A 12,914-nucleotide genomic window follows, 5' to 3' on the forward strand; every position below is an offset into this window, starting at 1 on the left:
GTGGCATCACCGGTACACGTCACCGGTCACACGCGGACATTTTCCGCGCTCGGGCGGCGACCGCTCCGGCCGGCTCCCCTGATCGTTGCCGAAGCCACCGGCCGTCGGATTACGTCCCGTCGGATCACGTCCCGTCGGATCACGTCGCCGAGCGGGTCAGCGGATCCCGGAAGGCCGGCCCACGTCGCGTCCGTTCTCCGGCTCAGGCATCCGGCGGTCACGACTGCGGTAGGTGAGGAGTCCTTCAATCCCCCGCAGGAACGTCTCGCAGACGAGCGCGGGGTCGGCCAGGCAGCCGGCGGACATGGCCCCGTCGCGCAGCATGACGAAGTGCCGGGCGGCGGGTTCCGGGTCGGGCTTCCCCGTTTCGGAGAAGAGTTCGACGATCGCGGCCAGGAACCACGCGCGGTGCCTGATGACGGCCTGGTGGACCGGATGGGCCGGGTCGGGGTACTCGGCGGCGGCGTTGAGGAAGGCGCAGCCGCGGAAGCCGGGGCTCTGGATGTCGTCGGCGATCGCCGCGGCAACAGCCCTGATCACGTCGTCGGTGGATGCGCCCTCGGTCCGTGCGGCACGCACGCGTGAGCGGATCGCCTCGTCGCCTTGCGTCAGGTACGCGACGACGAGGTCGTCCTTGCTGGGGAAGTGCCGGTACAGCGTCGCCCGAGTGACCCCGGCCGTGGCGATGATGCGGTCGATCCCGACGGAATGAAGACCTTCGGCGTAGAACAGCCGGCTCGCCGTACTGAGCAGTCGCGCCCGCGCCTCGGACATCCGATCCTCCGCAAATTCGTCGCCTGTCGCCACGAGACTAGCAGATAGAACGGTCGGTCTTGACATTTCCCATCACCTCCAGCAGAGTCGGCGAGACCCGACGAGACCGATCGGTCTGTCCACCTGCTCCACGTGAGTGAGAAAGAGGAGTCCGATGTCGCATCCCACCGAAGCCGACGAGCTCATCGCCCTGCCCGCGACCGACGGCAGCACAGCAGCGCTGCGAAACCTGTACCTCGTCCGATTCGGCTTCGCCGTCATCTGGGCGGGCCTGCTCGCCGGCAGTGCGTCGACGCTGAACCCGCTCAGCGTCACCCTGCTGGTGGTCTATCCGCTCTTCGACCTCGCCGCCGCCGTGTACGACTTCCGGTCGTCGGGCGTCGCGAGGCGGAGCGTGCCGCTCTACGTCAACATGGCGCTGAGCCTGCTCACCGCGATCGGGCTGGCCGTCGCCGTCGGCTCCGGGATCCCGGACGCCCTGCGGGTGTGGGGAGCCTGGGCGATCACCGCGGGCATCGTCCAGTTGATCGTCGCGATCCAGCGGTACCGGCTCGGCGGCCAGTGGGCGATGATCCTCAGCGGCGGAATCTCCGTCCTCGCCGGCTCCAGCTTCATCGCGATGGCTTCGGGCGCGAAGGCGTCGCTGGTCAGCCTCAGCGGGTACGCCACGCTCGGCGGCATCTTCTTCCTGATCTCGGCGATCCGCCTGCACCGCAACGCGGCGAGGGCGGACCGATGACCCACCCGGCCCGAGAACCCGCGTTCGACATGTCCGAGACCCACGAGACATTCGATGCGGTGATCATCGGCGCCGGCCCGGTCGGTGTGGGCGGTTTCGCGGGGAAGGCGATGCCCACCCACCGGTACAACTGCAAGCGCGGTGTGGGAACGGCCATCTGCGCCGGGCCGGCTTCACCTCGGCCGGCGCCGGCGTGGTGGACGCCCCGCAGGCCGGACACCTCGGCACCCGCACCGTCCACGCCTGCGCCTGAGCCGTTCGCCGCCCCGTACGCGGCTCCGCCGGCAACCACCTCCGGCTCGGCGGAATGCGCGTGTTCCCGCACCAAGGGGCGGCACCCCCGCACAGGGTGCAAGACCAACCCCCTGAACAGGGGATTCGGGGTCTGCCGCCCCTCACAGGGCACTCTCAGGGCACATCGTTCAGTGCCGCCTCCATCATGTCGGCGGTCCGGTCGTCCTCCGCCTCCCACAGATGGGTGTAGACGTTCAGCGTGATCGATGGCTTAGCGTGACCGAGCCTCTTCTGTACCTGCTTCGGCGTCGCCCCGTTTTTGATCAGCACTGAGGCGTAGAAGTGGCGCAGATCGTGAAGCGTCGTGTCCTCGGGGACACGGACCTTGCTGCCTGACTTCGTCAGGTGGGTGTTGGCCCGCTTGACATTCCGGGCCCACACCTTCGCCCAGCTCCCCCGCCGGATCGCTCCGCCGGTCTCGCTGGTGTACAGCAACCGAGCATGGCGCCATACGGGCTTCCTGGGGTTCGTCCGATCCTCGATGTACACGAGCTGCGGCGGGAACTTCTCACGGTGGCGTGCGATCTCGTCCACGACCGAACGGCCTTGAGGAACAGCCCGATAGCTCTGCCTAGTCTTGGGTTCCCCGAGGTACGGCACCCCCTTGTCGGGACCGATCAACTGCTGTTTGACCGTCACAGTCTCGGCAGGGTCTCCGTCCTCCAGCCCGAACAGCTCACCTTGCCGTAGGCCGGTCGATGCGGCTTGCCTCACCAGGGCGCGGTATCGGGGAGACGCGGTCACGATGAGCGCCTTCACCGCTTCCGGCTGAAGCGGGTGGATCTCCGGATAGAAGACCTCCGGCGGCTTCAGTCCCTCCCATGGGTACTTCGGGATGATCCCTTCCTGGTGGGCCATCTTCAGAATGCTGGTGCAGACGTTCCAGGGCGTTGCGAAGGTCGACGGAGCGATGACCGTCGACCGCTCTTTGATCCACCTCTGTCCGTCTGCCCGCTGAATCCGGCCGATCTCCCGATTGCCGAACGTCGGGTAGATGTGCAGCCGTAGGGCCCGCTCTACGTTCGTCCCGGTCCGCTCGCGGTGTACGGCCGTCTCCTGCCAGCGTTCCGCGATGGTCCTGAACTTCTGCTTGCCCAACTCCCGGTTCACAAAGGTGCCGTCGTCGAGTTCAGTCGTCACCTTGGCCGCACGGGAGTCCGCAGCAGTCTTCTTCTCGAAGTTCTCCTTGCACTGCTTGCCGGACAAGTCCCGGTAGCGCACCTGCCAGCGTTTCCCTGTGCCGTGATCGGCGCTGGGATACACCGTCTGGGTCTTGCTGCTGTGCGCCTCGCACGGCTTAGCATCGGTCGGCGGTCGGGAGAGGTGCCAACGGTCGTACACGTCAGCCATCGGTGCCCCTCCCCTCAGAGCGAGCCGAGTCGGCCATGAGGTGGGAGTCGTTGCTGTTTCGGGTCATGCTGCGCACCGGCCTCCGATCTCCTCGGCGTCGTACTTGTCGAGCGCTTCGGCGTCGTATAGAACGTGTCGACCGCGCCGTATGAAGCACTGCGGGCCGGTGTCGGCGTAGCGCCAGTAGCGGACGGTTGAGGGCGAAGTGCGGTAGCGCTCGGCGACTTCCGCAGTCGTCAGGTACCTCTTCATGACGTCCTTCCTGTGGGGAAGGGGTGAGAGCGAGTCCCGCCCCGGCGTTCCAGGCTGTTTTCGAGGCGCGGATTTCAGAGCGGGGCCCCACGGGCCCCTCTGAGGGCCGCTACTTCCGCTACCACCGCTACCGTGCAGGTCAGAGCCCTGTTGGAGGTAGCGGGATGGGGTAGCGGTAGCGGATGGGTAGCGGTGGGGTAGCGGCTCGCGGTGGCGCTTGCCGCTACCCCGTTGTTGCTGGTCAGACCGCGTTTTCCGTGCCGGGTAGCGGAGGTAGCGGACTTTCCGGGGGTGGGGGGCAGTAGCGGGCCCATGCGTCGTGCAGATCGGCCGCGTAGTAGCCCTTGAGGACGCTTCCGGCGGTCTTGATGTTGCGGGATGCGATGGGCTCGTTGTCGGCCGTCATGTACTCAGCGAGCATCTTCGACAGGCGCCGGTTGTCGAGCGGCTTGCCGCTCAGGTCGGCCCACGGGGCGTCGTCGAGAGCGTTGAGCCGGTCCAGGATGGCGACGGTCGGCAGGCGGTCGATGCCGACCATGACGTGGTCGCGCAGGTCGGTCAGCAGCCGGACTCCCAGGCTGCCCTTGTCGTTGGCCTTGGAGGCGGTCACCAGCGTCACGCACGCGGTACGGGCCCGCTGCGGCCAGTCCCCGCCGACCGCATCGGCGATGGCGAGCAGGGGCTCCCACACGTCGGCGGGCCGGTCGGTGACGCCGTCGGGCATCTCCGGCCACGCTCCCAGGACGAACCCCCGGGCGGCTTCGGCCCACTGGGCGAGGCGGTCACGGAGCTTGTGCCCCTCTGCCTCATGGATGCGGGCCCGGAAGGCTTCCACCTTCTCGTTGCGGGCTCTGCGTCGCATGCGGATGATGACGGAACGGGTCATGATCGTGTCGGGCAGGTTGCCGAGTCCGGCGACCGCGACGGCGCAGTACGAGGGGAATGCCTGAACGGTCTGGTTGCCGCCGTCGCCGATGCACCGGTAGGTGACCCCGGTCCGGCGGTGCCCAGCGTTCAGGAATCCGCGCAGTTCCTCGTTGTCGCCTGCCTTGGGACCAAAGATCGTGTCGATTTCGTCGAACAGGATCGTGGGCCGCCCGCTGGGGTTGGACACGGACCGGAACAGGGCAGCAGCGGATGCGTTGACCGCCGTCATCGGCGCCGGTACGAGGGTTTCGACGACTTCCATCGCACGCGACTTGCCCGACCCCGGTTCCGGGGACAGGAACGCAAGACGGGGCGTGGAGTCGAAGCAGTCGAGCAGGTGGGCGTGGGCGTCCCACAGGGCGACGGCGACGTAGGCGGCTTCGGTGGGGAAGACGTTGAAGCGGCGGTGGAAGGCTTCCACCTCGTCGAGCAGCGCGGCCCCGTCGATGGTGGGGGTCATGCGGCGGCCCTTCCTTCCTGGGGGTTGCGGAGCGGGCAGGCGTTCCGGTGAGCTTCGTGGTCGGCGATCAGGGCCAGCACGCGCTTGTGGCCGACGGCGCTTCGATCCCGGCCACACAGGCACGTGGATGTGGCGGTGGGGGTGGCGCCGCGCGGGGCGCGGATGTGCAGCCACGAGACGGGGTACCTGCCGTCACCGGCCTGCGGGTCAGGACTAACAGCAGTTCGGACGCCCTTGCGGGCGGCGCCTGTCGGCTCGCCCACGGCCGCCGGAGGCACGGCCGGTCCGGCGGCGCGCGGGTCCGTCGTGGCGGCGTGGACGCTCTTCAGAGGGGGATGGGAGCGGGGGTTCATGCCATCTCCCGGCGGCGCTGGTTGTGGGCGATGGACCAGTTGAGGGCGCTGCGGAGGGTGGAGCGGCACTCGGACGCCGACAGTCCGGCCGCCTCGCCCCCCTCCTGAAGAGCCTGTTCCACCACGTGCCGGGGGAGGTCGCCCCACGCGACGAACCGTCCCAGGGCGCGCGCGGCCCGAAACAACGCAGCTTCCCTGCCGCCGGGTTGAGCCGACGCGACGTTCCGCGCCTCACTGGCGAGTGCTACATCCGCATATCGGCGAGATTGCCCCAGGGTGGCCGTTGAGGGCGCCTGAGACGTTCTGGGGGCGGGTTGCAGGATGCTTTGGAGCCAGCCGGGCAGAGAGACAGCCACAGAGCCGCACAGGGCCTCGTAGGGTCCGGTGGGAGTGGTGCTGCCCGCGGCGACGACGTACCCGCCCCACCCGCGGGTGTCGACCAACTCCCCGACGGTTCCGGCGGTGTTGGTCAGCCGGGCGCCGTCCGGGGCGGTGAAGTACAGGTGCCTACCGCTGCTCGCGGTCCGCACCCGGTAGGTGTCGGGGACGGCGTGCCCGGAGCGCTCGCAGAGCGCCTTGAAGGTCGCCGCGCCGCAAGGCGCGTCCATACTGCTGTTGTCCTTGGGCTTGTCGAGGTCGATGACCAGCAGTCCGGAGGGGCCGGTCGCGACCCCGACGTTGTACGGGGCCCGTGTCCATGCGGCGCGGATGCGGTCGGGGTTGGTGGTGGCGCGCTGCTCCCACTTGCGGTGTCCGCTCGCGCACGGGCCGGTGCCGGGGCACGCGGCCGTGCCGTGGAGGGCAGGGCGCTTGGTGCCGGGGCGGAGGGGGAAGACGTGCCAGCCGCGTGCGGCGGCTTCCAGCGCTGCCGACAGCAGCGCGGAACGGGGGTCATGGGTCATGCTGGAGGTCTCCAGTTCCGTGATGGGTGCTGGCTGGCAAGGGCGGACCCGCGTTCTTTGGCGAGATGGAGGGTCCGCCCTTGGCGCAGTTAGAAGGGCGGTTCGTCGCTGTAGCCGCCGGGGCCCCACGGGTCGCGGCTGGTGTCGTGGCGGCGCAGCCACCGGGGCTTGCGCGGGAGGGTCAGCAGGGTCCAGCGGCGGTTTTCGTTCCAGCAGGTGCAGGGCTCCCATTCGGTACCGGCGTATTCGCCGGTGTGGTCGCCGTAGTCGTGCTCGAAGCCGCCGTCTCCCCCGCACTTCCCGCAGTGGGGGTCGGGGGTGTCGGTCAGGATCAGTACGCGGCGTGACCAGCCGTGGACGTGGATGCGGAGTCGGGGCAGGGGGCGGGGGTTCATGGGCGGGGATCTCCAGTCAGCGCTTGGAGCCGAAGAGCTTGAGGCTGATCCCGCCGACGCTGATCGGGCCGGTTGCGGCAGCGATCTGGACAGCGGTGTGAACGGCGAAGTCGAGCAGCGCGAGGAACGCGGCGACGGTAGCGAACACACCGACGGCGCCCGCGCTGGCGACGGCGAGCGGGTACAGGTACTGCCCCAGCGGGCGGCCGACGGGGTCGGTGGTGTGGACGACGATGACGACCGGCTGGCCGGTGGCTTCGGCGCGGCGGTAGGCGTCGGCGGGGATGTGCGGGGCGATGATCCCCGGCGGGTCACGATGCATGCGGAATCCCTTCCGGTGTCGGTTCAGGGAGGCGGGGGCACCCCCTTGCGGGAGGCTCTGGGAGGGGGTTTTCGGGTGCTGACCTGCGTGCCTCCCTGCCTCCCTGAACGATCATTCGTGCAGGTCAGGGACAGGGAGGCGGGTCAGGGAGGGGGTCAGGGAGTTCTCCCTGCCTCCCTGGCCCGCCGGGGGTCGGCTCCCTGTCATCCGTCGGCGGAAGCGGAACCCTCGCCGTTGCTGTCGCCGTCGCGGTTGATGAGGGCGCGGGCGAGGCGGTCACGGCCGACGACCATCCGCCCGTCGGACTTGTACGGCTCGGCGCCGGTGCCGTCCAGGACGCGCTTGAGGTCGAGGAACGACCACTTGCCGTAGGCGTCCTCGTTCAGCACCGCGAGCCGCTTGAGCACGTCGGCGGTCAGCACCCGTGCCGCGGTACCGACCACGGACGCGATGTCCGCCAGCGGGTCGCGGTCCTCGCCCCGCTCGATCACGGTCAGGGTGGTCACGCCGTCCCGCACGGCCTTGGCACGGTCGGCGATCACGGTCGCTTCGTCGGTGCTGATGTAGTGCGTGCGCACCGTGACGGACGACTGTCCCTTGGGGATCTCGATCCCGTCCGAAGCGACGACCAGAGTTCCCTTGTCCAGACCGGGGCGCAGCAGGTGCGGGGCGGCACCACCGTTGACGGCCTTCTCTCCCAGAGCCATGACGGCCTGCGACTCGGTACCGAGAGCGAGCGACGCGCGGGTGTGGGCGCCCTCGCGGACCAGCTTGGGAAGGTTCTGGTCCGTGGGGTCCTGAGTGCCCTGCCACAGCAGCACGTTCACCGCACGCCCCTGGTTGTGGATCTTCCGGGCGGCCATGAAGTACCGGGACGTCGAGGACGACCCGCCGTACGGCCGCTTGTCCTCGTCCTTGACCGGGCACATGAACGCCACCTGCGCTTCGTCCACGACGACGATCAGCGCCGGGAACTCGCTCCCGGTCGGCGCCATCAGGCGGCGGTTCATCTCCTCCACGGCGTCTTCCAGCATCTCCGTGACCTGGATGACGTGCTCGTCGGTCGGACCCTGGATCAGCTTGGTGGCCAGCCCGTCGAACATGGCCCAGTCGCCCACGCCCTTCAGGTCGCCCATCCAGAACTCGACCGACCGGTCCAGCGCCACCCACAAGGCGAGAGCACGCAGCGCGGCGGTCTTGCCCTGGTTGGACAGGCCGGTGATGAGCAGGTGGCGCTGATACACGCTCAACGCGGCAGCGTCGCCGCGCAGGTCCTGCCCCCACGGCGCGCGGCCCTTGGCGTAGTCGGCGGTCATCGTCTCGTCGGTGACCAGCGGCGACGGGCCGATCGGCTCATCCAGCGCCCCCGAGTCCGCGATCCACAACCTGACGGTGCGGGCGGCTTCGGGGATCGTGATGAACACCTCGTGCTCATGCCGGGTCAGATTCTCCGCCAGCTTCCGGCGCCGGTTCTGTACCTCGATCGTGGAGACGCCGGAGGGAAGGGTGACGTCGACTTCCACGCCGCATCCGGCGATCCGGATCGGCCCGAGCATCGCGGCACCCGCGTCGCCCATCTCCTTGATGGCATTGCGCAGCGCGGGCACTCCGAGGTCGCGCAGGGCCTTGACCACGATGGACGGGGTGATCGGCTCCCCCTCGCCCGACCGCACGTTGGCCGGTAGAGCCCATTGGGGTGCGGCTTGCTGTTTGCTGCCGACGGCCCACAGGGCGAGCAGGGCGAGGAACGGGCCGATCGTGACTGCCGGGCCCCACACCACCTGAACGATCCTGATCAGAGTCGCGATGAACTCGATTGTGGCCGCGAGTGGGGTGATGACGTCGGCGGGGTGTTTGGTGTTGAGGGCCATGATGACCCCGAGTGCGACCAGGACCCCGGCACCCAGACCGGTGCCGATGGCGACGCCTTTGGCGGCTTCGGCCGGGGAGTGCAGGAGGTCCATGCGGCGGCGGTGGCGGGCCTGCTTGAAGCGCTGGAGGCGTTCCTCCCACTCCTGGGCCACTTCGAGGTTCCCGGCGGCTTCGGCGGCGCGGATCATGCGTTCGTAGCGGGCTCCGGTGCGGCCGTCCCAGGTACGGCGGGCCACGATCCGGCCCCCGTTGAGCGTGTACAGGCCGTGCCGGGCAACCGCCCGCACCACGGTCTTGGTGGTCTCGTTGGTGGCGGTGGCCTTGATGGCGCGGCCGGAGCGCACCCACAGGGGTACCAGCGGGGCGGCCGGGGGGTCGGGGACGAGGGTGAGGACGGTCGGGGCGTTGGCGCCGGTGGGCGGGTCGGTGGGCTTGTGGAGGTGAACGACGTTCCCGGTCATGCTGGGAGTGCTCCTGACTGCCCCGTGCCGGGGCGGGAGTTGAGGAAGAGTGCCAGGGTGGCCGGGTCCGTGGCAGGAGCGGCCACCTCGGTGCAGGTCAGCGGCTGTGTCGGGCGCGGTGTGCGATGTCGCTGAGCTGCGTCGGCCCGGTACGCGGGCCATCCAGCCAGCAGAACGGGCGCAGAGTGGCGGCGGCCGTGAAGGTGCGGATCGCGGCCCCGGACGGCGCGTCGGGGAGGGCGTAGACGCGGCCCCGGTCGAGTGAGGCCAGTAAGCGGGCGCCGTGGTGCTCGCACCCGTCAGCCCCCGCGTTGACCGCGTCGAGCACGGTCACCACGACCGGACCGTCACAGGGCGTCGGGTCTTCCGGATGCGCGGCCGGACAACGGGAGTCGGTCACTCGTCCCCCTCGTCACCCGGTGCCCAGGGGATACGGGTGATACCGGGCCACACCGCGAGCCAGCCGTTCACCGCGGGCACGAGGATGTGGCAGATGATCTCAAGCCAGGTCATGGCGTGCTCACCACCAACTCGACTTCTTCTTGGGCACGAGGTAGGGGCAGCCGTTGCGCATGTGGTCCACGCACTGCGGGCAGTCCTCACGGGGCTTCAGGTGGCGGTGTGCGCGCCGGTCGTGGGCGTGCTGCCAGCACTGCGGGCACTCGCCCGGCGGCGTGTCCTGCGCGTCCACGGTCACCACCACCCCGAGGACTTCTTGGTGGCCTTGTCGCGAGCCTGCTCGGTGATGAGACGCTGCCGCTCGCCGTGGAGGGCGCCCAGTTCCGCCGTCAGGCGGGTCTCGGCAGCGGAACCGATGGTGTCCATCCGGTCCTCGGCACGGCCGGTGTCGCGGCCCTGGTGGATGCTGCGGGCGCCGCCGACCATCGCGCGGGCCATGTCCCGCCGCTCGCGGCCGGTCAGCGGCCACCACTCGCCCTGACGGACGGCTTCCAGCTTCCTGGCCGTCTTGGCGATCTCGCGGTCCAGACGGCGTATCTCGGAGTTCCCCACGGTCAGGCAGTCCCTTCAGAGGTGTGCGGGTCGGGGTAGGCGCACGGCACGCACGTGCCGAGCGAGGGAGGGATGACGTAGCCCGCATCCCGGCAGCACCGCGGGCAGGTGCGGCGGGCGGTGTTGGCCCGCTCCAGCGCCGCCCATTTGGCGGGGGTCATCGGCCGTACGGGCTTGGCCCGGTCGATGCGGTACAGGTAGGCGACCAGCGGCCCACGGCGGCGGCGTGGCCGCTCAAGCTGAGCGGCCACCCCCTGACCACCGGGCCGCAGACCGCGCGCCCGCAGTTGGCGGCGGGTGGCGTATCCGTCCGGCGCCAGGCGCCACCGGAAGACCGGCAGCGCGGCCATCACGCGGCCTTGGCCGCGCGTTCGGCGAGCAGCGCGTCACGCAGGATGCGGGCGTTGGCCGGGGAGGTGTGCAGCTCCCGGCGGATGCCCTCCGCCGTGATCTGCCCGTCCGGCCAACCCTCCGTCGCCTTGCGCGCCTCGGTCAGCAACTGCTCCGGGGTGCGGCGGGTGCGGGGCGACTTCGCCGACGCCGGAACCCGACCTGTCACCCGGCGCTGCCGGGCCGACTCTGCGGGAACCGACCCGGCGGGTGCGGCGGGCGCTGCCTCGATCGGGACCGGCTTCACCGCCGGTGCAACCGCCGGAGTCGGCTTCCCGATCGTGTCCGACTTGCCCAGATCGAAGGGCAGCGGATCGGGCACGGTGAGGCGGGTCAGGGTGACCGTGGCGGGGGTCGATTCCGGCAGGTCAGCCATAGACCGTTCTCGACTGGTCTCAGTCGATTCCTCCACATTCGGGATCGGGGTGGGTGCTGGTCCGGTGCCGCCGAACATCGACGCGAGCGCGGCATCCGCTCCGGCGGTGACCCGATCGCGCTGGACATCCAGCAGCCTCGATCCCAGCGCCGTATCCCCGACCCCGACCTTGCGGGCCAGACGCCACGACACGCGGTCCGACCGCTTCCTGACCCAGTCGGCCGGGTGATGGGCGGCACGGGCGCGGTGGTAGGCGAGTGCCTGCACCAGATCGGCAGTACGCCGCTCGTTCTCCGCATCGCGGCCGTCGGTGTGGACGACGATCCGCCGGGCGAGGAACGCCATGCCCTCCGCCGACACCGACATACCCATCGGGGTCAGTGCGTAGATCACCATCCGGCCGGTGTCGGGCGCGGCCATGGCCCCCATAACAGCAGCACCGGCAGGCAGGGCCCACAGACCCGAGCGCACGATGCGCGGGGAGGACTGTCCCAGCATGGTCAGCCCGAGCAGGACCAGGGCGAGAACGGCCGTGGCACCCTCACCAGCGGCCAGCGCCCCGAGCGCGGTGCCCTTGCCGTAGGCATGCCCGATGTTGCTGTAGGTGCCGATACCGCCGAACACGCCGGTGGCCAGCATGGGCACGAACGCAGCCGTCAGGACACTGATCTGCGTCTTCGTCAGGGATGTTCGCTGGTTCATGCCGCGTCCTTCCTCTGCGTGGTGTGGGTGCCGGACCGTCCCGTGCGCCGCCCTGCCGTCGTACCCGCCGCGGGAGCCCCCGCGGCGGGGTAGTTCCAGCCGCCCCCGGCGCGCTTGGCCGCGTACATGGCTTCGTCCGCCAGCCGCAACAGCACCGCCAACGTGTCCGCACCGACGGCGGGCGTCAGGTCGTCAGAGAGGGCCGCGCCGATGGACACGCCGACCGTCAGGTCACGTCCGCCGTGGCGGAACGGCGCGGTGATCTCGTCGTGCAGGCCGTTCAGCAGCCACGGCAGCGTGAACGGGTCAGGCAGGGGCACGACCGCGGCGAACTCATCCCCACCCAGCCGGGCCGCGACCGCCCCCGGAATCCCGTTCAGGGCGTCGGTGAGGCTTGCGGCCGTGGCACGGATCGAAGCATCCCCGGCGGCATGCCCGAACGTGTCATTGAGGGCTTTGAAGCCGTCCAGGTCGGCCAGGATCACCGCGGTGAGCGGGCGGCGGGCCAGCACCCGGGCCGCACGCCGGTAGAACGGGGCACGGGTCCACAGCCCCGACAGCGGATCACGCCGCGCCGCCGACAACCGGCGGCGCATCCACACCCCGTGGACACCCCACCCGGCCGCCACCGGCCCCGCAGCAGACACGATCGCCAGCAGGCCGTTCATGCCGCACCGCCCATCGGCCGGACATCGACCGACGCCAGCAGTTCCACGCGGTCCATGGCGCCGTCGGGGATCTCCTGCCACTCCCAGACAGCACCGTCCGGGACGGCGTAGCCGAGCAGAGCGAGCGCGTCTGCCCGCTCCTGCACAGTGGGCACGGGCGCGGTCCGCTCGAAGGAATGCTCGGGCCATTCCAGCGTCGTGCCGTCGGTGACGACGTACAGTTCCCACTCGCCGATGAAGCTGTTGGTCATACGGGCGCTGCACTTCACGCCGCACCCCCGAAGACGGTGAGCAGGGCGGCGAGGACGAGCAGGGCCCCGCCCGCGCGGATGAGCTGGACGGCGCGGCGCAGGCAGGTGAACTTGGCGACGGCCAGCCGGGACAGCCCGGCAATGTCCGCGGCCAGGTCACCCGAGACGGTGTCGGTGATCTCCTCAGGGGTCAGGGTGGCCCACAGCGGGAAACCGTGACGGCCCCGCAGGTTCGGCATGACTGAGCGCAGCAGCCTCTCAGCCGCGGCGACCAGCAGCGCCACGCCCACACCACCGACGATCGCGGCGGGCCAGTTCAAGGGCAGTTCACGGCCGACCGTCCAGGCACCGGCCAGCACCGCACCGACGAACGCCAGCAACAGCGCGACCTTGTTGTCCGTCCGCGCGATCTCCG

General features: G+C 70.1%; 17 protein-coding genes. 1 reads left to right on the plus strand and 16 read right to left on the minus strand.

What is annotated here, in order from left to right; all coding sequences use genetic code 11:
- Window positions 1–156: 156 nt before the first annotated feature.
- Window positions 157–774 (minus strand): TetR/AcrR family transcriptional regulator, encoded by a 618-nt coding sequence (locus ACFY2B_RS30770; protein ID WP_390766332.1) that lies wholly within the window; start codon window positions 772–774, stop codon window positions 157–159.
- 154 nt (window positions 775–928) lie between these two features.
- On the opposite strand from ACFY2B_RS30770, the gene ACFY2B_RS30775 reads away from it, so the two are divergent.
- Complete coding sequence (locus tag ACFY2B_RS30775; RefSeq protein WP_390766333.1) at window positions 929–1,513, plus strand: hypothetical protein; 585 nt, start codon at window positions 929–931, stop codon at window positions 1,511–1,513.
- Between the two features lie 408 nt (window positions 1,514–1,921).
- On the opposite strand, the gene ACFY2B_RS30780 is transcribed toward ACFY2B_RS30775, so the two are convergent.
- The 15 genes from ACFY2B_RS30780 to ACFY2B_RS30850 all read right to left on the minus strand — a co-directional run.
- Entirely contained in the window at window positions 1,922–3,157 is a 1,236-nt protein-coding gene (locus ACFY2B_RS30780; protein ID WP_390766334.1) for a tyrosine-type recombinase/integrase, read from the minus strand.
- A 63-nt stretch (window positions 3,158–3,220) separates the two neighbouring features.
- Entirely contained in the window at window positions 3,221–3,409 is a 189-nt protein-coding gene (locus ACFY2B_RS30785; protein ID WP_390766335.1) for a helix-turn-helix domain-containing protein, read from the minus strand.
- 241 nt (window positions 3,410–3,650) lie between these two features.
- Complete coding sequence (locus ACFY2B_RS30790) at window positions 3,651–4,796, minus strand: DUF3631 domain-containing protein (RefSeq protein WP_390766336.1); 1,146 nt, start codon at window positions 4,794–4,796, stop codon at window positions 3,651–3,653.
- A gap of 349 nt (window positions 4,797–5,145) precedes the next feature.
- A complete protein-coding gene (locus tag ACFY2B_RS30795) occupies window positions 5,146–6,051 on the minus strand; it encodes a bifunctional DNA primase/polymerase (protein WP_390766337.1) in 906 nt (301 codons plus the stop codon).
- A gap of 89 nt (window positions 6,052–6,140) precedes the next feature.
- Entirely contained in the window at window positions 6,141–6,446 is a 306-nt protein-coding gene (locus ACFY2B_RS30800) for a hypothetical protein (RefSeq protein ID WP_390766338.1), read from the minus strand.
- A gap of 16 nt (window positions 6,447–6,462) precedes the next feature.
- Window positions 6,463–6,768 (minus strand): hypothetical protein, encoded by a 306-nt coding sequence (locus ACFY2B_RS30805; protein WP_390766339.1) that lies wholly within the window; start codon window positions 6,766–6,768, stop codon window positions 6,463–6,465.
- Window positions 6,769–6,971: 203 nt separating this feature from the next.
- Window positions 6,972–9,101, minus strand: a complete 2,130-nt coding sequence (locus ACFY2B_RS30810) for an ATP-binding protein (RefSeq protein WP_390766340.1) — start codon at window positions 9,099–9,101, stop codon at window positions 6,972–6,974.
- A 97-nt stretch (window positions 9,102–9,198) separates the two neighbouring features.
- A complete protein-coding gene (locus tag ACFY2B_RS30815; protein ID WP_390766341.1) occupies window positions 9,199–9,438 on the minus strand; it encodes a hypothetical protein in 240 nt (79 codons plus the stop codon).
- Window positions 9,439–9,621: 183 nt separating this feature from the next.
- A complete protein-coding gene (locus ACFY2B_RS30820; protein ID WP_390766354.1) occupies window positions 9,622–9,798 on the minus strand; it encodes a pRL2-8 in 177 nt (58 codons plus the stop codon).
- Window positions 9,795–10,112 carry a hypothetical protein gene (locus ACFY2B_RS30825; RefSeq protein ID WP_390766342.1) on the minus strand — a complete coding sequence of 106 codons (318 nt, stop codon included), beginning with the start codon at window positions 10,110–10,112 and terminating at the stop codon, window positions 9,795–9,797. The genes ACFY2B_RS30820 and ACFY2B_RS30825 overlap by 4 nt, the downstream gene beginning before the upstream one ends.
- 2 nt (window positions 10,113–10,114) lie before the next feature.
- On the minus strand, window positions 10,115–10,462 hold the full coding sequence (locus ACFY2B_RS30830; RefSeq protein WP_390766343.1) for an RRQRL motif-containing zinc-binding protein: 348 nt from the start codon (window positions 10,460–10,462) through the stop codon (window positions 10,115–10,117).
- On the minus strand, window positions 10,462–11,580 hold the full coding sequence (locus tag ACFY2B_RS30835) for a conjugal transfer protein (RefSeq protein ID WP_390766344.1): 1,119 nt from the start codon (window positions 11,578–11,580) through the stop codon (window positions 10,462–10,464). Before ACFY2B_RS30835 ends, ACFY2B_RS30830 begins: the two co-directional genes overlap by 1 nt.
- Window positions 11,577–12,248, minus strand: a complete 672-nt coding sequence (locus ACFY2B_RS30840; protein ID WP_390766345.1) for a GGDEF domain-containing protein — start codon at window positions 12,246–12,248, stop codon at window positions 11,577–11,579. The genes ACFY2B_RS30835 and ACFY2B_RS30840 overlap by 4 nt, the downstream gene beginning before the upstream one ends.
- On the minus strand, window positions 12,245–12,499 hold the full coding sequence (locus ACFY2B_RS30845; RefSeq protein ID WP_390766346.1) for a DUF6303 family protein: 255 nt from the start codon (window positions 12,497–12,499) through the stop codon (window positions 12,245–12,247). Before ACFY2B_RS30845 ends, ACFY2B_RS30840 begins: the two co-directional genes overlap by 4 nt.
- A 14-nt stretch (window positions 12,500–12,513) precedes the next feature.
- The coding region (locus tag ACFY2B_RS30850) for a Pycsar system effector family protein (RefSeq protein ID WP_390766347.1) at window positions 12,514–12,914 on the minus strand (401 nt) is incomplete at its 5' end.

Source organism: Streptomyces sp. NPDC001270, from assembly GCF_042896695.1.
Lineage (GTDB): Bacteria > Actinomycetota > Actinomycetes > Streptomycetales > Streptomycetaceae > Streptomyces.